Source organism: Anaerosporobacter mobilis DSM 15930, from assembly GCF_900142955.1.
Lineage (GTDB): Bacteria > Bacillota > Clostridia > Lachnospirales > Lachnospiraceae > Anaerosporobacter > Anaerosporobacter mobilis.
On sequence record NZ_FRCP01000010.1, the window covers coordinates 239,250 to 263,781 of the forward strand.

At 34.9% G+C, this 24,532-nt stretch carries 24 protein-coding genes; 22 read left to right on the forward strand and 2 right to left on the reverse strand.

The window, feature by feature from the left end; genetic code table 11:
- Window positions 1-119 precede the first annotated feature (119 nt).
- The 8 genes from flgF (at window position 120) to BUB90_RS10625 (ending at window position 6,740) form a co-directional block, all read left to right on the forward strand.
- Window positions 120-893, forward strand: coding sequence for a flagellar basal-body rod protein FlgF (flgF, locus tag BUB90_RS10590; RefSeq protein ID WP_073287354.1), 774 nt, complete (start codon window positions 120-122; stop codon window positions 891-893).
- 78 nt (window positions 894-971) lie between these two features.
- Entirely contained in the window at window positions 972-1,784 is an 813-nt protein-coding gene (flgG, locus tag BUB90_RS10595) for a flagellar basal-body rod protein FlgG (RefSeq protein WP_073287357.1), read from the forward strand.
- A gap of 37 nt (window positions 1,785-1,821) precedes the next feature.
- Entirely contained in the window at window positions 1,822-2,160 is a 339-nt protein-coding gene (locus BUB90_RS10600; RefSeq protein ID WP_073287360.1) for a rod-binding protein, read from the forward strand.
- A 175-nt stretch (window positions 2,161-2,335) separates the two neighbouring features.
- Complete coding sequence (gene recD2 / locus BUB90_RS10605; RefSeq protein WP_073287363.1) at window positions 2,336-4,555, forward strand: SF1B family DNA helicase RecD2; 2,220 nt, start codon at window positions 2,336-2,338, stop codon at window positions 4,553-4,555.
- 165 nt (window positions 4,556-4,720) lie between these two features.
- On the forward strand, window positions 4,721-5,419 hold the full coding sequence (locus BUB90_RS10610) for a ComF family protein (protein ID WP_278277287.1): 699 nt from the start codon (window positions 4,721-4,723) through the stop codon (window positions 5,417-5,419).
- Window positions 5,420-5,429: 10 nt separating this feature from the next.
- Complete coding sequence (locus tag BUB90_RS10615) at window positions 5,430-5,834, forward strand: flagellar protein (protein ID WP_073287369.1); 405 nt, start codon at window positions 5,430-5,432, stop codon at window positions 5,832-5,834.
- 27 nt (window positions 5,835-5,861) lie between these two features.
- A complete protein-coding gene (locus BUB90_RS10620; protein ID WP_073287372.1) occupies window positions 5,862-6,356 on the forward strand; it encodes a hypothetical protein in 495 nt (164 codons plus the stop codon).
- A gap of 18 nt (window positions 6,357-6,374) precedes the next feature.
- Window positions 6,375-6,740 carry a response regulator gene (locus BUB90_RS10625; protein ID WP_073287375.1) on the forward strand — a complete coding sequence of 122 codons (366 nt, stop codon included), beginning with the start codon at window positions 6,375-6,377 and terminating at the stop codon, window positions 6,738-6,740.
- A 56-nt stretch (window positions 6,741-6,796) separates the two neighbouring features.
- On the opposite strand, the gene BUB90_RS10630 is transcribed toward BUB90_RS10625, so the two are convergent.
- Window positions 6,797-7,648 (reverse strand): CvfB family protein, encoded by an 852-nt coding sequence (locus BUB90_RS10630; RefSeq protein WP_073287378.1) that lies wholly within the window; start codon window positions 7,646-7,648, stop codon window positions 6,797-6,799.
- A gap of 26 nt (window positions 7,649-7,674) precedes the next feature.
- Window positions 7,675-8,379 carry an acyl-[acyl-carrier-protein] thioesterase gene (locus BUB90_RS10635; protein WP_073287381.1) on the reverse strand — a complete coding sequence of 235 codons (705 nt, stop codon included), beginning with the start codon at window positions 8,377-8,379 and terminating at the stop codon, window positions 7,675-7,677.
- 415 nt (window positions 8,380-8,794) lie between these two features.
- On the opposite strand from BUB90_RS10635, the gene BUB90_RS10640 reads away from it, so the two are divergent.
- From BUB90_RS10640 to BUB90_RS10705, 14 genes are all read left to right on the forward strand, one after another.
- Complete coding sequence (locus tag BUB90_RS10640) at window positions 8,795-9,175, forward strand: RidA family protein (RefSeq protein ID WP_073287384.1); 381 nt, start codon at window positions 8,795-8,797, stop codon at window positions 9,173-9,175.
- A gap of 80 nt (window positions 9,176-9,255) precedes the next feature.
- On the forward strand, window positions 9,256-9,492 hold the full coding sequence (locus BUB90_RS10645) for a polya polymerase (RefSeq protein ID WP_073287387.1): 237 nt from the start codon (window positions 9,256-9,258) through the stop codon (window positions 9,490-9,492).
- 136 nt (window positions 9,493-9,628) lie between these two features.
- Complete coding sequence (locus BUB90_RS10650; RefSeq protein WP_073287390.1) at window positions 9,629-10,222, forward strand: class I SAM-dependent methyltransferase; 594 nt, start codon at window positions 9,629-9,631, stop codon at window positions 10,220-10,222.
- 12 nt (window positions 10,223-10,234) lie between these two features.
- Window positions 10,235-11,224 (forward strand): CPBP family intramembrane glutamic endopeptidase, encoded by a 990-nt coding sequence (locus BUB90_RS10655; protein ID WP_073287393.1) that lies wholly within the window; start codon window positions 10,235-10,237, stop codon window positions 11,222-11,224.
- 89 nt (window positions 11,225-11,313) lie between these two features.
- On the forward strand, window positions 11,314-12,234 hold the full coding sequence (gene trxB, locus BUB90_RS10660) for a thioredoxin-disulfide reductase (protein ID WP_073287396.1): 921 nt from the start codon (window positions 11,314-11,316) through the stop codon (window positions 12,232-12,234).
- A 220-nt stretch (window positions 12,235-12,454) separates the two neighbouring features.
- Window positions 12,455-13,903 (forward strand): C40 family peptidase, encoded by a 1,449-nt coding sequence (locus tag BUB90_RS10665; protein WP_084139198.1) that lies wholly within the window; start codon window positions 12,455-12,457, stop codon window positions 13,901-13,903.
- Window positions 13,904-14,717: 814 nt separating this feature from the next.
- A complete protein-coding gene (hpf, locus tag BUB90_RS10670) occupies window positions 14,718-15,251 on the forward strand; it encodes a ribosome hibernation-promoting factor, HPF/YfiA family (protein ID WP_073287398.1) in 534 nt (177 codons plus the stop codon).
- 226 nt (window positions 15,252-15,477) lie between these two features.
- Window positions 15,478-18,048, forward strand: a complete 2,571-nt coding sequence (gene secA / locus BUB90_RS10675) for a preprotein translocase subunit SecA (protein WP_073287401.1) — start codon at window positions 15,478-15,480, stop codon at window positions 18,046-18,048.
- 111 nt (window positions 18,049-18,159) lie between these two features.
- Window positions 18,160-19,282, forward strand: a protein-coding gene (gene prfB, locus BUB90_RS10680; protein ID WP_139241743.1) for a peptide chain release factor 2 whose coding sequence is annotated in 2 segments (ribosomal slippage) — window positions 18,160-18,234 and window positions 18,236-19,282 — 1,122 coding nt in all. Because the reading frame shifts where the segments join, the coding sequence is not laid out codon by codon here.
- 2 nt (window positions 19,283-19,284) lie between these two features.
- Window positions 19,285-19,752, forward strand: coding sequence for a chemotaxis protein CheW (locus BUB90_RS10685; RefSeq protein WP_073287404.1), 468 nt, complete (start codon window positions 19,285-19,287; stop codon window positions 19,750-19,752).
- A 247-nt stretch (window positions 19,753-19,999) separates the two neighbouring features.
- Window positions 20,000-20,452: an ACT domain-containing protein gene (locus BUB90_RS10690; RefSeq protein WP_073287407.1), complete on the forward strand. Its 453-nt coding sequence runs from the start codon at window positions 20,000-20,002 to the stop codon at window positions 20,450-20,452.
- Between the two features lie 80 nt (window positions 20,453-20,532).
- Window positions 20,533-21,747, forward strand: a complete 1,215-nt coding sequence (locus tag BUB90_RS10695) for a homoserine dehydrogenase (protein ID WP_073287496.1) — start codon at window positions 20,533-20,535, stop codon at window positions 21,745-21,747.
- A 202-nt stretch (window positions 21,748-21,949) separates the two neighbouring features.
- Complete coding sequence (locus tag BUB90_RS10700; protein WP_073287410.1) at window positions 21,950-23,158, forward strand: cofactor-independent phosphoglycerate mutase; 1,209 nt, start codon at window positions 21,950-21,952, stop codon at window positions 23,156-23,158.
- A 104-nt stretch (window positions 23,159-23,262) separates the two neighbouring features.
- Entirely contained in the window at window positions 23,263-24,474 is a 1,212-nt protein-coding gene (locus BUB90_RS10705) for an aspartate kinase (protein WP_073287413.1), read from the forward strand.
- Window positions 24,475-24,532 lie beyond the last annotated feature (58 nt).

A 24,532-nucleotide genomic window follows, 5' to 3' on the forward strand; every position in this document is an offset into this window, starting at 1 on the left:
AGTATTTCTAGAAGCTAAATAGACTATAAGTACTATAAAGCAATCGTAGGATTATGACGAAATATAGGATAAGGGATAGTGTCAATAGGACCTATAGATTTAGTAGGAGGTATAAGAGTTTGGTTAGAGGACTATATACTGCTTATACAGGAATGATTAATGAGCAGAAACGATTAGATACGATTAGTAATAACTTGGCCAATGCAGCTACAGTAGGTTATAAGAAAGAAAATGTTACCAGCCAAGCGTTCGAAGAAGCATTGACAATCAAGATTAAGGATTCATCAGAAGCCTATACGAATAGACCTATTGGCACGATGAGCTTAGGAGTAAAACTTGGTGAATATTATACCGATTATGCGCAAGGTTCATTCCGCGAAACTGGTAATACATATGACTTGGCTATTGAAGGGAATGGATTCTTTGCTGTGTCAACTACAGATAAGAACGGTAATGAGTCCATTCGCTATACGAGAGATGGCTCATTTAAGATGACACAAGATGGATATATAGTAGATTCGTACGGCAATCATCTGCAAGGTGATGGCGGGGATATCCAGATACCAACCAATGCGCAGACAGTAACAATTGATATTGACGGTACAATCTATGCGGATAAAGAATATATAGGTAGAGTTAAGTTAGCGGATTTTGAAGATTACAATTATCTTGAGAAAGCTGGAGATAATTATTACAATGCTGTAGATGGTGCTATTCAAAAAGATAGTGTGGGTATTATAAGACAAGGTTGTACAGAACAATCTAATGTTAACGTTATCTCGGAAATGGTTAATTTGATTAATATTACTAGAGCTTATGAAGCTGGACAAAAAGTAATTAAAACACAAGATCAATTATTAGACCAAACAGTTAATCAAGTTGGTAAGGTATAATAGAAGCAACGAAGTGGCTACGAATAGATAGGTATATGATCGAGAGTAAAACAAATCACTAAGAAAGAGGTGTTTGATATGATGCGTTCTTTATGGACAGCAGCATCTGGTATGACTTCCCAACAGACGAATGTTGATACAATTGCGAATAACTTAGCAAATGTTAATACAGTAGGTTATAAGAAAGAGTCGGCAGAATTTAAAACATTGTTATACCAAACAATCCAAGATACCACAACAGATAATAACGGAGATCCAAAACCGACATCTGCACAGGTAGGTTTAGGCGTACGGAACTCAGCGATTACAACACACTATGCGCAAGGATCATTACAAGAAACTGGAAATACATACGACTTCGCTCTTCAAGGGTCTGGGTTCTTCATGGTTCAGATGGCTGATGGTTCTGTTAGTTATACAAGAAATGGTTCCTTTAACTTATCAATGGGAAGTGAAGGTATGGTACTTGCCACTTCAAGTGGTAATCCAGTACTTGATGTTAATGGTAAGGCAATTACATTTGGAACAGAATATGATACAGCTAAATTGTCAGTCGATGCGAATGGTAACTTTTGTTATCCGGATGAGAAGAATAATGCACAGCCAATAGGTATTACAATCGGAGTTGCACAATTCAATAATCCAGCCGGGCTATTGAAAACATCAGACAGTATCGTGAAAGAAACAGATGCTTCTGGTGAAGCTGTTTGGGGTGTGAATGCCGCAGCAAATCCTAATGTATCAATTAAACAAGGTTACTTAGAAAGCTCGAATGTACAAACAGCAGATGAAATGGTAAACTTAATCGTAGCTCAAAGAGCATATGAGATGAATTCTAAGATTATCAAAGCTTCAGATGAGATGCTTCAACAAGCTAATAACCTTAGATAGCCAGGTTATAGAATTTGGAAAGAGAAGGTGAGCTAATATGTCAATTGATTCTTTAGCTTCGTATAATAGCACTATATCAGAATTAAATAAACAAAATACGCAGGCTACACAATTAAAAGATAAATTAAACAACACGAACACTTCTAAAGCATCAGATGAAGAGCTTATGGAGGTTTGCAAGGACTTTGAATCGTATCTTATAGAACAAGTATTCAAATCAATGAAGACAAGCATGGTTCCCGAAAGTGAAGATGATAGCAATGAATATATGCAGTATTTTGGGGACACAATGTATCAAGAGTATGCAAAGAATATGAGTGCAACTGGGGAACTAGGAATTGCTCAGATGTTATACGAATCAATGAAACGTCAATAGATAAGGCGAGTGCTATTATAGTTGCAGGAATTACTGTAACATAATAGCACTTTTCTTTGTCTTTAAAGATCTTGACTAAAACAATACTCTTCCGGCTGTTTAAATCTTGCAGTTAGTGTTATTACTGGGTATAATAATATTATGATGAAAAAGCACGAGTATGGAGGAATAACAATTGGCTGAAACAATTCAGGGTTATGTTGAAAAAATAGTATATCGTAATCAAGAAAATGGTTATACCGTGCTAAGCTTAACAGGAGAAGATGATGATATAACCTGTGTAGGAAGTTTTCCGTTTATCAATGAAGGAGAATATGTAGAATTACAAGGTAACTATATCTCGCACCAAATATATGGCGACCAGTTTCAAGTACAAAGCTATGATATTAAAGAACCAGAGGATATGATGTCAATGGAGCGATATCTTGGTTCTGGAGCAGTAAAAGGAATTGGTGTTGCCCTTGCGGCGCGGATTGTTCGCAAGTTTAAGGAAGATACCTTTCGTATTATAGAACAAGAGCCAGAGCGATTGGCAGAAGTAAAGGGAATTAGTGTAGCGAAAGCGCAAGAGATTGGCACCCAATTCGAGGATAAGAAGGATTTGCGTGATGCAATGTTATTCTTACAAAAGTACGGTATTACCAATAATTTAGCGGTAAAGATATATAAGCAATATGGAAGTCGTATGTATGAAGTGATAAGAGAAAATCCATATAAATTAGCGGATGATATTAGTGGGGTAGGATTTCGAATTGCAGATGAGATTGCTTCCAAAGTAGGTATAGGAGGCGATGCAGAATTTCGTATTAAAGCAGGGGTATTATATGCATTGTTGCAAGCTTCCCAGTCGGGTAATGTTTATCTGCCGATGGATTTGCTGATTGCTAAGACCGCACAGATGCTAATAATTGAACCGGATAAGATTGAAAAACATATCATGGATATGATGATTGACAAGAGAGTCGTAATCAAAGAAATTGATGATAAGAAAGTAGTTTATAGTACGAATTATTATTATAGCGAGCTAAATGTAGCACGTATGCTTCATGATCTGAATGAACAATACGATGTGGGTATTGATGAAATTATAGATAGAGTTAAGAAAATCGAGAAGATTGAGAAGATAGAGTTAGATGAGATGCAAAGGGATGCTGTTGTGGAAGCAGTGCGTAATGGTGTACTTGTTATAACCGGTGGACCAGGTACTGGTAAGACAACTACGATTAATACAATTATTAAATTCTTTGAAGCAGAAGGGTTAGATTTTCTATTAGCAGCACCTACAGGACGTGCAGCCAAGAGAATGAGTGAAACCACAGGATATGAGGCGCAGACAATTCATCGATTATTAGAATTATCAGGAGCTCCAGATGATTCTAATACAAGGCTTAATTTTGAGAAGAATGAGGAGAATCCATTAGAAGCGGATGCCATTATTATCGATGAGATGTCTATGGTTGATATCAGCTTGATGAATGCACTTTTACGAGCCATTACTGTGGGAACAAGAGTGATCTTAGTCGGTGATGTTAATCAGTTACCTTCTGTAGGGCCTGGAAATGTTTTGAAAGATATTATTACTTCGAATGCTTTTCATGTTGTTAAATTAAACAAGATATTTAGACAGGCAAAAGAAAGTGATATTATTGTTAATGCCCATAAGATTAATAGGGGAGAGCCAATTACACTAGATAATAAGAGTAGAGACTTCTTCATGTTAAAACGAGATGATGTTACTGTGATTATACAAGTCATGCTTACGCTGATTAAGTATAAGATGCCAAAATACGTAAATGCAAAACCATATGATATTCAGGTGCTTACGCCAATGAGAAAAGGCGAACTTGGTGTGGACCGACTTAATCAGGTATTGCAGATGTATCTTAATCCAGTTGAGACAGGTAAAAGGGAGAAAGAGATATCAGGTCGTATCTTCCGTGAGGGAGATAAGGTAATGCAGATTAAGAATAACTATCAGATTGAATGGGAGTGTAAGAGTCAATTTGGATTGAGTTTTGAGAAAGGTACTGGCGTGTTTAATGGAGATACCGGAATCATTAAAGAAATCAACTTATACTCAGAAATTATAACGGTAGTATTTGATGAGATACGTTATGTGGAGTACTCTTTTCAACAAGCGGATGAGTTAGAACTAGCGTATGCAATAACAATTCACAAATCACAAGGAAGCGAATATCCAGCGGTGATCATTCCTGTATTATCAGGACCTAAGATGCTTTTGCACCGAAACTTATTATATACAGCAGTTACAAGAGCAAAGAGCTGCGTAACGTTGGTAGGTAGTAGTTCTGTAGTGCAATCTATGATTGACAATGTAAGTGAACAAGAGAGATATACAAGCCTAGATACCAGATTGAAAGAAATTATGAAATAGTTAAAGAGTACAGAAAACTCTAATAATTATTATGTTTATTATAGAAAACATTTACAAAACATTTACAAAACATGATTTTTAGTGGTGCATTATCAGGGAATATAATGTATAATGTCAATATACATTGTTAATTAAAGTAAAAAGGGAGACGAGGCTATTAGTATAATTGATTACGTATATCCGAACCGTTGTCCTGTGTGTGGAGATATTATTACACCAAGGCAACAAACTGTTTGTCCAGGGTGTGTTAATATATTTCAGGTAATAAAAAGTCCTAAGTGTTTGAAATGCGGGAAACCAATAGAACAGGAGGAACAAGAGTATTGTTTTGACTGTACAAAGTCTACATTTCATTACAATAGAGGCTTTGCACTGTGGATCTATGATGAAAAGGTTAAGAAGTCAATCGCGAACTTCAAGTTCCATCATAGACGCGAATACAGTAAGTATTATATTCAAGAAATTTTACATTATTATAGGCAAGAGATTATAAAAGTATCGCCAGAGGTACTGGTTCCCGTGCCTTTACATAAGTCAAAATTAAAAGAGAGAGGATTTAATCAAGCATATCTGTTAGCAAGAGGAATAAGTAAAAGTGTAGGGATACCGGTTGTTGAGAATTACCTATTACGTAGCCATAAAACGAAAGCTCAAAAGAGATTGAATGATAGAGAAAGAGCAAATAACTTACAGGGGGCATTTACTGTGAATCCGGCTTACAGCTTTGCATCATATAGTAAAGTTATGTTGGTTGATGATATATATACAACTGGCAGTACGATAGATGCATGCGCACAGGTGTTATTGCAAACAGGTGTGACAGAAGTTGATTTTTTCAGCTTAACTATAGGAAAAGGTTTTTAGGAGGGATAGCATGGATGTAAGAAATTGCAAAGATTGTGGAAAACTATTTAATTATATTGGAGGGGCACCTTTGTGCCAAACTTGTTTAAAGAAACTAGACGATAAGTTTGTTCAGGTAAAAGAATATATTTATGACCATCCAGGAGCAGGAGTTCAAGAGGTTGCAGAGGAGAATGACGTTACGCCAGGACAGATTCGTAAATGGATTAGAGAGGAAAGACTTGCCTTTTCTGATGATTCACCAATTGGACTTGCTTGTGAATCATGTGGATCAACGATTAAGACTGGTCGTTTCTGTAAAAAATGTAAGGACAAGATGGTAAATAACTTAGGTAATTTATATCAAGAAAAAGTCCAAGAGCCACAAGTTAGGAAAGAATATAATTTAGCAAAGATGCGTTTTCTAGATAACTAAGAATTATTATAGGTAGGGGGACTTGTAATGAATCAGTTAACGTTGGACGTGGGGGAATTGTTTATCAACATATATAAAGAAGTGACAGCATATTTATCATGCGTCGAACTGAAAGATGTATTGCCATTTGAAGTAGAGGGGGATTGTATATCGGGAAGAATTGAGACTAAGCCCGATGCACCATACGATTTAGTTTTGTTTTGCTGTATGTCGCAGGAATTAGCGAAGCAAATCGTAAATGATATGAGTAATGGAAATGTTAGTTCACAGGAAGATATAATAATTTATATAAAGGAATATATTAATATAGCAAGCGGACGGGCTGTTTCAACAATTAATAATCATATAGGAAAATCAGCTAGATTTTGTATCCCAGAAGTTCAGAACGGTAAATTAGATATTGGTGCTACAGATAGATACGAGAGTTATGCTAGTGTTTTTTTTAGAAGTGAATATGGGGAAATGATCTTAAAGGTTGCATACACAATCAACTGTTGCTTGAAATTAACAGATCGTGTATAACTTAGAGGAGGTAATATTATGAGTAAAACAATATTAATAATAGATGATTCTCCATTTATAAAAAGACAGATAACAGAGTTAACACAGAAACATGATTATACGGTAATGGGACATGCGGTAAATGGTGAAGAAGGAATTCGTATGTTCACAGAGATTAAACCAGATCTAACTATTTTAGATATAGTCATGCCTGGTATAGATGGAATGGAGACAGCTTCTGTGTTATTACAAGAAGAACCAGGTGCTAAGATACTTATGTTAAGTTCTATATGTGATGCAGATACAATTGATGAAGTTAAAAGTTTAGGACTAAAGTATTTAATCCCAAAACCAATAGAACCAGAACTATTACTGGCTACTATGGAAATGTTAATGAAAAACTAAAAAAAGAGACAATTTTCAATGATCATAAACTCATAGAAAATTGTCTCTTTTACATCCTATACTAGATGAATACCATCATCTTCAATGGTGATTTGTTTGTTCTTAAAGAGCCTTCCAATCGCTCTTTTGAAAGCATTCTTACTTAAGTTAAATTTGTTTTTGATATCTTCAGGATCTGATTTGTCGTTATATGGTAAGAAACCGTTACTCGATTTAAGTGCTTCGAAAACAACAGTAGCATCTTCGTCAAGTTGCAGATAAGATTTTTCTCTTATGCTTAGATTAAGCTTTCCGTCTTCCCTTACGTTAATAACACGGGCAGAAATCAAATCTCCAGGTTTATAATTTACGAAAAGCTCATTTTTAGGTATAAGTGCAGAGTATTTGCTATCTACGGCAACGAATGTACCAAAGTTTCTACTTAGTTCGTAAACAATACCTTCTACTTTATCGTCTTTTTGGTATGGAGAATCTGTTTGTAGATATTCATACACTTTCATAGTAGCGCATAAACGATTACTTTTGTCAATATAAAGGCTTACAAGAATTTGATCTCCAACTTTAACTTGTGAAGTTTGTTCTTTGAAAGGCAAAAGAAGATCTTTTGAAAGCCCCCAATCAAGAAAAGCACCGATTGATGCAACTTCTTTAACTGTAAGAACACTTAAATTACCGATAGTTAATGGTGGGATTGTAGTTGTTGCAATCATACGGTCTTCAGAATCTTTATATAGGAAGACTTCGATAGTATCGTTTTCCTTTGCCCTTTCAGGAAGCTGCTTTTTTGGTAGTAAAACTTCGCCGTTCTTAACACTTGCTCCGTCAGCGTTGCTATCTACATCTACTAGATAAGCACCGAACTCAACAAAGCGGTTTATTTTTAATGTTTGTATTTCTCCTAAATGCATATAGTAATCCTTTCTATAATAAGTTATTATGCTATAAATTGTATTATCGCATATGGTTTTCCATTTGGCATACAGAGTGTAACAATACATTCCTTATCGGATATCGTGTACTTAGGAATAATCGTATCACCAAGAAGAGCTGATGTACGGTAATCTGCACGCAGTTCATGCGTAATAAAATCTTCCGGAAGCAATTCTTCTGCTATCTTAATATATTGTCCATTATTTACATGATTATTAGTATCTAGGAATGAACTGGCAACAATAATAGGTTGTCCTTCTTGTAATTCACTAGGTATTTTAATCTTCCTAGGTGCGTAATCCATATCAATGCAATCTTTTAATGGGTATGCTGACGTGATTTTTTCGTCAAGTTTAACAGGATGTCCCGTATCCAGATCTACTAGAATCCAAATTGAGTTTGCATAAGCACAAACCTCATTAGACGCATCTGTTATAGTGAAATTACGGTAACCAAACATACTGTCAAAACCATATGCCCATGTAGATGTGGTTATAGACTCTCCGAAAATAGGATTACGGTTTACGATGATTTGCCAAGAGCTTAACATCCATGCACGTTTTACTTCATTCATGTAATCAATACCCACATGTAGATCTTCAGATTGAAAGGTAGTACAATCCTGAAAATAGTTTATTATTCCAGCTAGATCTAACTGTCTGTTTATGTCTACTTCGCTATAGCGAACTCTATTTGTAAAACTATACATTACTAATCATACCTTTCTGCTCATTAACTTATGACTCCTGCGGAGTACTGGTCTTTCACTACGTGAAACCCCTGGAAGTAGCTTTGCTACTTTCAAAGAAAGTTAAAAAATAAAATAGACTCGAGAAATTACGTTGTAATTTCCCTCGTTAACTTATGACTCCTGCGGAGTACTGGTCTTTCACTACGTGAAACCCCTGAAAGTAGCTTTGCTACTTTCCATAAGTTACATTATAACATTGTTTTGGGGTTTTAGATAGAAGGAATTTATCGTTCACTATTTGTAAAGTAATGTAAGCTTGCTTGGGACATGCATGGGATTAAGATTGAAACAATTTTATTTTAGTACTGTAAAATTATAAATTATGGTATATAATAAGTAGATAGAATGAAGGATTTATATAGGAGGACTTAGAATGAAGACAATTATTAGTACAGATAAAGCACCACAAGCAATTGGACCTTACTCGCAAGCGGTTGAAGTTAATGGAGTGATTTATACATCTGGTATGATTCCTATTAATCCGGCTGATGGCACATTAGTTACAGGAGCGGTAGAAGAACAAGCAGAACAAGCTCTTAAGAATCTAAAAGCTCTTATTGAAGAATCTGGTTCAAGCATGGATAAAGTAATTAAAACTACAGTATTCATTAAAGATATGAATGATTTTGCTAAGATTAATGAAGTGTATGCGAGATATTTTACGGATAACTATCCATCACGTTCATGTGTTGAAGTTGCTAGGTTACCAAAAGACGTACTTATAGAAATAGAAGCCATTGCCATTAAACAATAGAAAACAAGTTATGCGGATTTTTTATCAGTATGAATAGATACAAGTAATATTATATTTTGTGAAAGGAGCAGGAGTACAAGTTGAAGATTACGAATATATCAGATATGGAAGCATTCTTTAAGATGATTGATTCCTGTAAAGGAAAAGTAGAATTAGTTTCAGAGGAGGGAGATCGCCTTAATCTGAAATCTAAATTGTCCCAATATGTATCTTTAGCGCGTGTATTTTCAGAGGGAGTAATTGATCAATTAGATATAATTGCTTATGAACCTGAGGATATCGAACGTATTGAGGAATATGTATCAAACAATCAATAATAGAGTATAGATGGGGGCTTTCGTAGAAAGTCCCCATTTATATAATATATGTAATGTTACTATTATGAGTTAATTATCATAGTGCAAACTACTAGTAGATTTGTTATAATACAAATAACTGAAAGGAGGAGTTGTGTTGGACTCGATAGACTATTATAATCGGTTCGCTTCGGAGTATTATGAAAAGACAGTGAACGTGACTATGCAAGAGCAATTAAAACAATTTATGGAATTACTACCTGTTGGAGGGGCCGTTTTAGACCTTGGTTGTGGGTCTGGGAGAGATAGTTTGTTCTTAGTGGAAGAAGGATTTGATGTTACTTCTTTAGATGGTGCAAGGAAGATGTGTGAATTGGCACAGATCCATGTTGGCCAGGAAGTTTTGAACTTAACGTATGATCAACTAGATTTTAATGAGGTGTTTGATGGTGTATGGGCTTGTGCTTCATTGGTTCATGAAGATCCAGATAAATTACCGGTAACATTACAAAGAGTGTTTGATTGCTTAAAATCAGAAGGCGTTATGTATATGTCTTTTCGCTATGGGGACTTTATAGGTTTTAATAGTGATATTAATTTTTTCGCATATACGGAAGATACTTTCCATAGTGTATTAGAACAATGTAGAGAAAAACAGAATATAGAGATTATTGATGTATTCATAACGAAGGACAGTAGGCAAGAGTTCCTAGATAATGAATGGATTAATATATATATCAGAAAATTATAGGAGCGAAACTTTATGAACAATAAAAAGACGGTAGGGATTGTTTTTTTATGTACCGTACTAGTTAGTATAGCATCCGCTTTCATTATAGAAGGATTACGCCTGGTTATTGATAATTCTTTTCTCTTGATGTTAGTGAATCAGATGTTGCTGTTACTTCCATCGGCGGTATACATAGTAACATCTCGAATAAATCTAAAAAGAGCGATCCGATTAAAGAAAGTTAGTCCGGCAAATTTAGTTCTATGTATCATTTTTGCATTTTTAATAATGCCAATAATGAATTTAATTAATGCAATTTCCTTATTATTTTCACAGAATATGATTCAAGATACCATTACAAGTATCGTAAGTGATAATCCATTGTTTCTAAGTGTGTTTGTAATTGCTTTTATACCATGCGTGTTTGAAGAAACAATATTCAGAGGCGTATTCTATAATGAGTATCGTAAATCAAACATACAAGTGGCAATATTCTTAAGTGCATTTTTGTTTGGTATCATGCATCAGAACTTCAATCAGTTTTCTTATGCATTTGCCATGGGTATCGTATTTGCGCTATTAATTGAAGCTACAGACTCCATTGTGTCAACGATGGTTGTACACTTTATTATCAATGGGAATTCGGTAATTATGACATATCTAGCACCAAAGATTACTAAGTTCTTGCAAGAGGTAAGTGGTAATATGGAAGGTTATGTAGACATTGCTGATATGGATACAAGAGAAGCGATAATGTCTAGTATGGGCTATTATATTGTATCAGCGATTATTGCTTCTATATTAGCTTATGTGGTATATAAAACAATTGCACAAAACACTGGTAGGTGGCATCATGTGAAGGGAATTTTCTCGAAAAAAGCAGGAACACTTATAAAAGAATCGGATGGACCAGAGGAATTAGTGGCTATTGCACAGAAAGATAGTGGTATGTTCTCGATTACGTTAATTGCTGGTATTATAATATGTTTAGGACTAATGTTCGCAAATGAACTGTTTGTCTAGTGGAGTATAGATGGTGAATTAGATTTTAGTAATTGGGGATAGATATAAGTAAGAATTTAGAAAAATTGAAGAGAGAAAGGAAAATTATTATGATATATGATGTTATTATTATTGGCTCAGGCCCTGCTGGTTTAGCAGCAGGTATTTACGCACAAAGAGCAGAATTAAATACCCTTATTATTGAGAAGAATCCAATGAGTGGAGGACAAATTATCAACACGTATGAAGTTGACAATTATCCAGGTTTACCTGGAATCAGTGGGTTCGAATTAGCTGAGAAGTTCAGAACTCATTGCGATGGCCTTGGTGCACAGTTTGTAACCGGTGATGTTACGAAGTTTGAAGTAGTTGATGGTGTAAAGAAGATTACCCTTGATAATAATGAAGAGTATGAAGCTAAATCAGTAATTATTGCTACGGGTGCAGCTTATCGCAAACTTGGCGTTGATGGTGAGTTACAGTTATCAGGAATGGGAGTTTCTTATTGTGCAACTTGCGATGGTGCTTTTTTTAGAAATAAAACGACTGTTGTAGTAGGTGGTGGAGATGTAGCTGTAGAAGATGCAATCTTTTTGGCTCGTCTTTGTAAGAAGGTTTATGTGGTTCATAGAAGACACGAATTCCGTGCAGCAAAAACCTTATGCAATCGACTTATGTCGATGGAGAATGTTGAAATAATTTGGGATAGTGTTGTAGACAAGATTGAAGGTAATGATCTTGTTGAAGCTGTCCAAATTACAAATCGTGAAACAAAAGAACAAAGAAGAATAGAGACGAATGGCGTGTTTATTGCAGTAGGAAATCTACCAAACAGTGATGTGTATAAGGGTGTGGTTGCAATGGATGAAGCAGGCTATATTGTTGCTAATGAAGATTGTGAAACAAATGTACCTGGCATTTATGCAGCGGGCGATATTCGTACAAAGCCTTTAAAACAAATTATTACAGCAGCAGCAGATGGTGCTAATGCGATTACAGCTGTAGAAAAATATTTAAATGAATTTGCTTAATAAATAAAAGGAAAAGATACTGCCGGAAATATATTAAATCAGGAATTTATTGATCAACTTGATAATTTCTGATTTGCAATTGTATATAATTTGTTAATTCAGTATAATAAAAAAATGACACAGTATTGACAAAAATGATAAATTTTGTTATAATTAGCAAGTGTTTAATTAACAAATTCGTAACAATTACAATAGATATTTAATATATGGAGGTATTCGAATGAAAAGAGCGGTTTTAAAACGGACTTCAATTTGTCTAGCAGCAACTGTAGTATTATGTACTAGTTCTATCGTGAATACAAAGGCGGTATCCTTTACAGGTGAGATAGGTGTAGCTGGTATTGAACTATCACTTGGTGATAACAGTAGTGCTCGTAATGTAGTAAGAGATAGTGAGGTTGTTGGTGTTCTTTCAGCTAGAATGGTTGGAGAAGAAGCTGCAATTACAGATAATGATGAAAAAACAACTGAGGATATAGAAAGTGATTTAACAGACGACGTAAAGAACGATGATTCCGAAGCAGAAGATGTGAAGGAAGAAGAAGTTGAAGAACCAGTTTCTGAATACGCTAATGTTGGTATCTCAGTTGCCCCTACATATGTTAATGTAAGAAAAAAAGCGAATACCGATTCTGAGGTAATGGGTAAATTATATAAAGGTTCTGCAGCAACCATCCTTGAAACAAAAGGTGATTGGGTTAAAATTAAATCTGGTGATGTAGAAGGATACATTAATGCGGAATATTTAGCAATTGGATTTGATGCAGAAGAGTTAGTAGAAAAATACGGTACTAAAATTGCAACAGTTAATACAACTACATTGAAAGTTAGAGAAAAGAAAAGTACTGACTCTAGAGTATTAACTATGATTCCAATCGGAGAATCCTATGTTGTGCTTAAAGAGTATGATGAATGGGTTAAAGTTTCTATTGATGGTGGCTCTGACGAGGACGAAGATAATGGTGTAGTTGGTTATGTATCAAAAGATTTTGTAGATATTACGGTTGAATTTGAAACTGCTATTTCTATAAAAGAAGAAGAAGCTAAGAAAAAAGCGGAAGAAGAGGCTCGTAAGGCAGAAGAAGAACAAGCAGCTAGGTTACAAAGAGAACAAGAAGAGCAAAAGCAACAACAAAACAATTCATCATCAAGCAATTCAAGTTCATCAAGTAGCTCAAATTCATCATCAAGCAATTCGGGTTCAAGTAACTCAAGTTCAAGCAATTCAAGCTCAAACAATTCAAGTAGTTCAAACAGTTCAAGTTCATCAAATAGCTCTTCTAATACAGAAGCGCCTAAGGGATCAGGCACTGGTAATGATATTGCAGCATATGCACAAAAATTTATTGGTAACCCTTATGTATATGGTGGTACAAGCTTAACAAATGGTGCTGACTGTTCAGGCTTTGTACTGTCGGTTTATAAGAGTTTTGGTTATAGTTTACCAAGAACCTCTTCATCACAGTCTACAGCAGGTACCAGAGTAGATATGGGATCTTTACAACCTGGAGACTTAGTATTCTATACGGGTGGATCAGGAAGAATTAATCATGTTGCCATCTATATCGGTGGTGGAAGAGTAGTACATGCTAGTAATCCAAGAACAGGTATTAAGACTTCTTCTGTAAACTACAGAACACCTTATACAGCCAGAAGAATTGTGCGCTAATAAGAATATAATTGAATATAAACATATAATAAAAACGGATTCGCATATTTTAATATGTGTATCCGTTTTTTTTCATTACTGCTCATTTATAATTGTCATAAAAGGTATATAAGGGAGGTAAGTTGTCTAACAAATAAGACAAGATATGTGACAATAATAGAAATAGAAATTCAATTTAAATTTATAAAAAAGTAGTTGATTTATGGGTACTGGCAATATGCACAATGTCATTGTTGGAATTAGTAAAAAATGTAAAATTCGACTTTTGAGGATGTGGATTATGAATAAAGTTATCCACATTGTACAAGCCATATTTTATGGGCATTTTGAGTTATGCACGGAGTTATCCACATTATCCACAGTGTATGAGGTAGAATCTGTGTATGGATAACTATGTCAATATAGAATGTGTGTTTTGTTTTTTTTGATAAAAAATACATTTGACGTAATTTTTCGGTTATTTTTCTTGACATTAGTATTGTCAAATAATATTAAGAATGTGTTTTTAAATCAGAGAATATTAGGTTAATTATTAACTATTAATCCATTAAATCAGACAATTACAAATATATTAGAAATATGTTTGTTAAAATACTATAAAATCTCTTGATAAATTTTATAATTATGGTATAATACATATATAACAAATACATAGTAATTTTAGTAAATATTAGATGTATACAAACTATGCAATATGAAAAGACTTTATGATAAGTATGATATTAATAGGCGAAAGCTAGTTAATATATAAGGGGAAAGACATAAGCGATAGCAGATGTCGTTTTCTAATTGAAAGCAGAAGGAGTTGGACATTATGCGTTATATTATAAGTGGTAAAAACATTGACGTAACAGAAGGACTTAAAACAGCAGTTTACGAAAAGATCGGTAAACTAGAAAGGTATTTCACTCCTGAAACAGAAATCCATGTAACTCTAAGTGTTGAGAAAGAGAGACAAAAAATAGAAGTAACAATTCCGATGAAAGGAAATATTGTTAGAGCTGAGCAAGTTAGCACAGATATGTATGTATCAATTGACTTAGTTGAAGAAGTTATTGAACGTCAATTGAGAAAATATAAGAATAAATTAATTCAACAAAAACAATCATCTATCAATTTTAATCAAGCATTTGTTGATGATGTTGAAGATGATCATGAAGATGAAGAGGTTAATATTATTCGTACGAAGAGATTTGCAATTAAACCAATGGATGCAGAGGAAGCATGTATCCAGATGGATTTATTAGGACATAACTTCTTTGTATTCAAAAATGCAGATACTGATGAAGTTAATGTTGTTTACAAACGCAAAGGTAATACATTTGGTTTGATTGAACCAGAATTCTAGAGATAACTATAATAATATATAGGTCAAGGGAGAAGGTACTTATTAAAGTTCTTCTCCCTTGACTTTTTCCGTGATTATTTGCCGCATAATGGAAAAATGATTAAGTTTGTGTATATATAATGTAAAAGAATGGAGGTTGTTTAAAAAAATTAGTTGAATAGTGTAGGGACTAATGTTACAATAGAAAATAGTTTGAACATCACCAATATTATAGGAGTGAAAAGAAATGGGATTAATAAATAAAGTATTTGGGACACATAGTGAACGTGAATTAAAAAGAATAAATCCAATTGTAGATAGAATCGAAGCATTAGAACCGGAGTTTGTAAAACTTACGGATGATGAATTAAGAAATAAAACCAAAGAATTTAAAGCTCGTTTAGAAAAAGGCGAAACACTTGATGATATATTAGTAGAAGCATATGCAACAGTGCGTGAGGCTTCTAAAAGAGTTCTAGGATTAAGACACTATCGTGTTCAGTTAATCGGTGGTGTAATTCTTCATCAAGGAAGAATTACAGAAATGAAAACTGGTGAAGGTAAAACATTAGTGTCTACATTACCAGCTTATTTGAATGCCTTAGAAGGACAAGGTGTCCACATAGTAACAGTAAATGATTACTTAGCACATCGTGATGCCGAAGAGATGGGAAAAGTTCACCAATTCTTAGGCTTAACAGTTGGCGTTGTACTTAATAGTATGACTAATGACGAGAGACGTGAAGCTTACGCATGTGATATCACATATGCAACGAACAACGAACTAGGATTTGATTACTTAAGAGATAACATGGTTATCTATAAGGAACAACTGGTTATGCGTGGATTACACTATGCCATCATTGATGAGGTTGACTCTGTATTAATCGATGAAGCTAGAACACCATTAATTATATCTGGACAAAGTGGTAAGTCTACTAAGTTATATGAAGCATGTGATGTATTAGCTAGACAATTAGAGCGCGGTAAAGAAAGTGCTGAATTAACTAAGATGGCAGCTATCATGAAAGAAGAGATCGAAGAAGAAGGCGACTTTATTGTTAATGAAAAGGACAAGAATGTAAGTTTAACAGAAGAAGGCGTTCATAAAGTAGAAAAATTCTTTAATATTGAAAACTTTTCTGACCCAGAAAATCTTGAAATTCAACACAATATCATTCTTGCTTTACGTGCGCATAACTTAATGTTCAAAGATAAAGATTATGTTGTTAAGGATGATCAAGTATTAATTGTAGATGAATTTACTGGACGTATTATGCCGGGTCGTCGTTATTCAGATGGTTTACATCAAGCAATTGAAGCAAAAGAAAAAGTTAAGGTAAAGAGAGAAAGTAAAACCCTAGCAACAATTACATTCCAGAACTTCTTTAACAAATACCAAAAGAAATCGGGTATGACTGGTACAGCCTTAACAGAAGAAAGAGAATTCAGAGATATCTATGGTATGGACGTAATTGTAGTTCCTACCAATGTTCCAATTGCCAGAATTGATAGACAAGATGCTGTCTATAAAACAAAACGTGAGAAGTTACATGCAGTAATTGATGATATTATTGAAAGTCATAAGAAGGGGCAGCCAGTACTTGTTGGTACTATAACAATTGAGGCTTCAGAAGAAATTAGTGAACTTCTTAAAAAGAAAGGTATTCAGCACAAAGTGTTGAATGCGAAATTCCATGAATTAGAAGCAGAAATTGTTGCAGATGCAGGTCAACCAGGGGTGGTTACAATCGCTACAAACATGGCTGGTCGTGGTACGGATATCAAACTTGGTGAAGGTGTGACTGCTGTAGGTGGTCTTAAAATTATTGGTACAGAAAGACATGAATCTAGACGTATTGATAACCAGTTAAGAGGTCGTGCAGGTCGTCAAGGTGACCCAGGTGAATCAAGATTCTTCATCTCTCTTGAAGATGATCTTATGCGTTTATTCGGTTCTGAGAAGTTAATGAGTATGTTCAATTCACTAGGACTTCCTGATGGTGAACAAATCGAACATAAGATGTTATCGAATGCAATTGAGAAAGCACAGACTAAGATTGAAAACAATAACTTTGGAATCAGAAAGAATCTTCTTGAATACGATCAAGTTAATAATGACCAAAGAGAAATTATCTACACTGAGCGTAGAAAAGTTCTTGATGGCGAGAGTATGAGAGATGCTATCTATAAGATGATTACTGACATTGTAGAGAAGTTTGTTAACCGTTGCATAAGTGATGATCAATTACCAGAAGATTGGGATTTGACAGGATTAAACGAGTTATTATTACCAGTAATACCGATAGAAGAAGTTGTATTATCAAAAGAACAATTAGAAACAATGAAGAAAGACACGTTAATTCAAGAGTTAAAAGAAAAAGCTGTTAAATTGTATGAGACAAAAGAGGCAGAGTTCCCTGAGATTGAACAGTTAAGAGAAATTGAACGTGTTATCTTGTTAAAGGTTATTGATAGAAAATGGATGGATCATATCGATGATATGGATCAATTACGTCAAGGTATTGGCTTACAAGCATATGGTCAAAGAGATCCACTTGTTGAATTCAAATTCATGGGATTTGAAATGTTTGATGAAATGATTGAAGCGATTTCTGAAGATACCATTCGTGCATTAATGCATGTAAGAATCGAGCAGAACGTAGAAAGAGAAGAAGTAGCGAAAGTTACTGGAACAAACAAGGATGATTCAGCTAAAGGACCAGTTAAACGTACTGGTAAGAAAGTTCAACCAAACGATCCATGCCCATGCGGTAGTGGTAAGAAATACAAACAATGTTGTGGTAAGAATTATTAAGTAAACAGATAATATAATGGAAAGGGACGGAGATTAAATACGTCCCTTTTACCTTATTTAACATTAGTAGTCAAGTATTTATAATTTATTAAAATGAAAGAGGTGAAAGCAGTGGTAGAATTAGATCAATACAAATATACGTTAAGTACGTATGAGAAGCCACTAAAAGAAGTGGGGGATTCACTTTGACTTAGCAAATAAGAAGCTAAGAGTCCAAGAGATTGAAGAAATCATGGAGAAGCCATCCTTCTGGGAAGATGCGAAAGCATCTCAAGATTATATGAAGGAAATTAAGGAATTAAAGGCTACGATTGAAAAGTTTGATGAGTTAGTACAAGCTTACGAAGATGCCCAGACCCTCATAGAAATGGGGTATGAGGAAAGTGACCCTGATTTAGTAGCGGAAGTAGAAGAAGCGGTGAATGAATTTATTAGAGAATTCGAAAGCTTACGTGTTGCAACATTGTTATCAGAAGAGTATGATAAAGATAACGCAATTATTACTTTACATGCAGGTGCAGGTGGCACAGAGAGCTGCGATTGGGCTAATATGTTATTCAGAATGTATCAGCGCTGGGCAGATAAGAAAGGTTTTACAACAGAAGTCCTTGATTATCTAGATGGTGAAGAAGCTGGCGTGAAATCTGTTACATTACAGGTGAATGGTGAGAATGCATATGGGTATCTTAAGTCGGAGCGAGGGGTGCATCGACTTGTGCGAATATCTCCATTTAATGCAGCTGGAAAGCGTCAGACATCTTTTGTGTCCTGTGATGTAATGCCAGATATAGAAGATGATATAGATATTGAAATCAAGGATGATGATATTAGAATCGACACATATCGAGCTAGTGGTGCTGGAGGACAGCATATCAACAAAACATCCTCTGCGATACGTATTACACATATGCCATCAGGTATTGTAGTACAATGTCAGAATGAACGATCACAATTTCAAAACAAAGATAAAGCCATGCAGATGTTAAAGGCAAAGTTATATCTACTTAAGCAACAAGAGAATTTAGAGAAAGAATCTGGTATTCGAGGAGAACAAAAGGAAATTGGATGGGGAAGTCAGATTCGTTCTTATGTAATGCAACCGTATACAATGGTAAAGGATCATAGGACAAATGAAGAAGTAGGTAATGCGATTAGTGTTCTCGATGGAAATATTGATCCTTTTATTAATGCATACCTGAAGTGGGTAAGTATGGGTAAAAATAAGGAGGAGTAAGTATGGATAACACGAAGCAAGTCATATTTAAATTAGGAAACGAAGAGTTTGGTTTGGGCATATTGTATGTTAAGGCAATTGAAAAGTACATGGATATTGTGCCGATTCCGAATGCACCAAGTTATATTGAAGGTATTATTAATCTTAGAGGCGATGTTATTCCTGTGTATAGCTTGAGAAGTAAATTTGGCCTTTCTAAAAAGTCTGTTGATGAGGATACGAAATTAATTGTTACAAAATCGAAAGATATAATGATGGCGTTTGAAGTTGACTCTGTTAATGAGATTGTAGAAATCCCAGGAAGTAATATTCATGAAGCACCAGCTATTATTCGAGCAGAGAGTACAGCCTATATTAATTATGTTGCAGATGTGGATAAGCGGTTAGTTGTATTATTAAATTTGGACGGTATATTGAGTGAGGCGGAAAAGGGAGCGCTTGAAAAAGTTGCTTCAGAAGCCCAAGGGTAGCTAATAAAAATACATGCTTAAGTCATAATGCGACAATTGACATGTAATATATAATATGAAAAGATAGGAATTTGATGTGTATTTTTGAATTATTACGAGAATATATGTCAGAAACTTGTCTTTTTTTATGCATTTTGGAGAATATTTATAAAAAGGTTGCATTCGCTAAGGAAGTGTGTTAATATCTTCCTAGGAAAAACAAGTGTGTTTCCTGTACAAACACCAAAGTAGGTGAATAGGAGCGGTTATGAATAATAAGTTAGAAGAGGACAAATACTTTATTGTAAAGAAAAAAGCAGTTCCTGAAGTACTTCTTAAAGTAGTTGAAGCAAAACATTTGCTGGATTCAGAAAAGGTTATTACTGTTCAAGAAGCAACTGATACAGTTGGTATAAGTCGAAGTTCGTTTTATAAATATAAAGACGATATCTTTCCGTTTCATGATAATTCTAGAGGTAAGACAATTACATTTATGTTACAAATGGATGATGAACCTGGATTATTGTCTAGGGTTCTTAATCTTGTAGCGCAAAATGGAGCAAATATATTAACAATACATCAAAGTATACCGGTTAATGGAATCGCTATGGTTACTATCAGTGTAGAAGTTCTTCCATCAAGTGTAAGTTTGTCTGCGCTAATAGATGCGGTTGAAGGATTAGATGGAATTCATTATTTAAAAATATTAGCTAGAGAGTAGTGTGAAAGAGGAATCTTTCACATGCAAATATGTGCCTGCATTCCAAGGTTTGCAGGTTATGGAAAGGCATGGTTATTAATATGTTAAATATCGGTGTGTTAGGTTATGGTACGGTTGGTTCGGGTGTTGTAGAAGTCTTGAATACCAACCAAGAAAGTATCAATAAAAAAGCTGGAAATGAAATTAATATTAAATACGTTTTAGACTTAAGGGATTTCCCGGGGGATCCAATACAAGAAAAAATCGTACATGATTATGACGTTATTCTTAATGATCCAGATGTACAGATTATTGTAGAAGTGATGGGTGGTGTTGAACCAGCTTATACTTTTGTTAAGAAAGCGTTACAAGCAGGAAAGAGCGTATGTACTTCTAATAAAGAATTGGTTGCAAAACACGGTGCAGAGCTATTAGAGATAGCTAAGAGCAAACACATTAACTTCTTGTTTGAGGCAAGTGTTGGTGGAGGAATTCCAATTATTCGCCCATTGAATCAATCCTTAACTGCGGATGAAATTGAAGAGATTACAGGAATCCTTAACGGAACGACTAACTATATCTTAACTAAGATGAGTAAAGAAGGTCTTGCCTTTGATGAAGTGTTAAAAGACGCTCAGGACAAAGGGTATGCAGAACGTAATCCGGAAGCCGACGTTGAAGGTTATGATGCATGTAGAAAGATTGCTATTCTATCTTCATTAGCATTTGGTATGCAAGTAGATTATGAAGATATCTATACAGAAGGAATCACAAAGATTACAGATGTAGATATGAAGTATGCAAAAGCATTGAATGCAAGTATTAAGCTTTTTGGAACAAGTAAGAAAGTGAATGATGAAGTATTCGCTATGGTTTCACCAATGATGATTAGTGAAGAACATCCGTTAGCAGGTGTTAACGATGTATTCAACGGAATCTTCGTTAGTGGTAATGTACTTGGAGATGTTATGTTCTACGGTAGAGGGGCTGGTAAATTACCTACAGCAAGCGCTGTTGTTGCTGACGTTGTGGATGCAGCAAAACATCTTGGAACGAATATAATGACTATATGGAGTAATAAGAAATTAGAGTTATCTGATATCAAGAAAGCAAAACAAAAATTCTTCGTTCGTTTATCAGGAGATAAGAATATGAACATTGCCAAAGTAAATGAACTTTTTGGTGCAGTTACTGATGTGGAAGAAGTTATTGCTGGTGAATATGCTTTCATTACAGGGGAAATTGCAGAAGGCGAATTTGCTCAAAAGCAATCAGAATTAACGAATATGCTTAACAGAATTCGTGTTGGATTCTAGTAAATGGTACAATCATTATGTAGTCAGAATCTCCGTAAGCACCAATTAATAAATGCTAGGGCAGCTTACTACACCTACATTTGTTAACTGGTACTCGTGAAGATTAATTCTGATTAATAATCAGTGAATAATAGATTACAGTAGCAGCCTGATTAGATACATATAGCAGGTAGCTCTGCCGTTAATGAAAGGGAGAAAAAGCATGAAGTATATTGTTGTATTAGGAGATGGAATGGCGGATGAACCTCTAGAAGAGTTGGGAATGAAAACGCCACTTGAATATGCCAAAACACCTATGATGGATGTCCTAGCGTTGAAATCGGAGGTTGGTCTAGCGCAAACAATACCAGAAGGTATGAAACCAGGAAGTGATACAGCCAACCTTGCTGTATTAGGATACTATCCTAAGAAATACTATACAGGGCGTTCTCCTTTAGAAGCATTAAGTATTGGTGTGGATATGGAACCAACGGATATTGCTTTGCGTTGTAATATCGTAACTGTATCAGAGGATGATCTTCCATACGAGGAGAAAACTATTATTGACCATAGTTCCAGTGAGATATCTACAGAAGATGCTGCTGTTTTACTAGAGGCAATCCGTAACGAACTGGAAACTGATGTATATAAATATTATGTAGGAACAAGTTATAGACATTTAACCATATGGGATAAAGGAGAAGTTGTAGAATTAACTCCTCCACATGATATACTTGGTAAAGTGATTGGTGAGTATTTACCAGAAGATACGAAGCTAAGAGAAATGATGAAAAAAAGTTATGATATATTGAATAATCATCCATTGAATGTAGAGAGAGCCAAGAAAGGTTTGAATAAGGCAAACTCAATTTGGTTCTGGGGAGCAGGTACGAGACCAAGATTAGATTCCTTTGAAGAGAAGACAGGGAAAAAGGGTGCTATGATTTCAGCAGTAGATTTATTAAAGGGTATTGCTGTTGGAGCAAGCATGATGAACATAGAAGTAGAAGGTGCAGACGGTACGTTACATACAAATTATGAAGGTAAAGCACATGCTGCTGTTAAAGCATTAAAGGAAGATGGATGTGATTTTGTTTATATCCATGTAGAGGCACCAGATGAGATGGGCCATCAGGGAAGTATTCCTAACAAAATAACGGCAATAGAATCACTAGATCAAAGAGTAATAAAGGTGGTAAAAGCTGAGATGGATGCATGGGGAGAGCCATATAGAATGTTGGTTATGCCAGATCATCCAACACCAATCTGGTGTAGAACGCATACCAGTGATCCTGTTCCTTATCTTTTATATGACAGCACAATTGATATGAAGGCTTCATGGAGTTATAATGAAAGAGAAGCAAAGGACAGCGGAAATTATGTAGCAGAAGGTTATAAAATGGTTAATAAATTAATGACATATGAAAAATAATAATTTATTATTTTATAAACTTATGTATGTCCAATTAGTAAGTGTGTTTTTGCGTAAGTTTTTGTGTACGCGTTCTAAATATGTATATAGTATAGGAGGCAGTTATGCTAATAGTAAAAAAATTTGGCGGAACATCGGTAGCAAACAAGGAAAGAATCTTAAATGTTGCTAAAAGATGTATTGAAGACTATCAAAAAGGCAATCAAGTAGTTGTTGTATTATCTGCAATGGGTAAACAAACTGACGTACTTCTAGATATGGCTAGGGATATTAATCCAAAAGCTTCTAAGAGAGAGTTAGATATGTTGTTAACAACTGGTGAGCAAACTTCTGTTTCACTTATGGCTATGGCAATGGATTCGTTAGGAGTTTCGGCTATTTCGTTAAATGCGTTCCAAGTAGCTATGCACACTACATCAGTATATGGGAATTCAAGATTAAAACGTATTGATACTGAAAGAATTAAACATGAACTTGAAGATAAGAAAATTGTTATCGTTACAGGTTTCCAAGGTATAAATCAATATGATGATTATACAACGCTTGGAAGAGGGGGATCCGATACAACAGCAGTTGCTCTTGCTGCAGCTTTGCATGCAGATGCATGTGAAATCTACACGGATGTTGATGGTGTATATACGGCTGATCCAAGAATGGTAAAGAATGCAAAGAAACTTGATGAAATTACTTATGATGAGATGTTAGACTTAGCTACATTAGGAGCTGGAGTTTTACACAACAGATCTGTTGAGATGGCTAAGAAATATGGAGTATCACTAGTAGTACGTTCAAGTTTAAATACATCAGAAGGAACCGTTGTCAAGGAGGAAGTTAAAATGGAAAAAATGTTAGTAAGTGGAGTAGCAGCAGATAGAAACGTAGCACGTATTTCGGTAGTAGGATTACAAGATACACCAGGGGTAGCATTTAAATTATTTAACCATTTAGCAAACCATAACATTAATGTTGATATTATTCTTCAATCAATCGGACGTGAAGGAACAAAAGATATTAGCTTTACAGTAACAGAAGATGCAGTAGATGAAGCAGTTGCTATCATTAAGAGACACAGCGAAGGAAGTTTAAAATGTCAATCAGTAGACGTTGAAAGAAATGTTGCTAAAGTATCTATCGTTGGTGCTGGTATGATGTCAAATCCAGGTGTAGCTGCTAAGATGTTCGAAGCATTATATGGTGTACAAGTAAACATTAAGATGATTGCAACATCAGAAATTCGCGTTACTGTATTAATTGATGACAAGTCAGTAGAAGTAGCAACTAACGCAGTTCATGAAAGATTCGCACTAGGTTTATAATAAAGGAGTTCTTAACAGAATGCATTTATGTAGCTGAATATCACTTGCAAAACTAAAA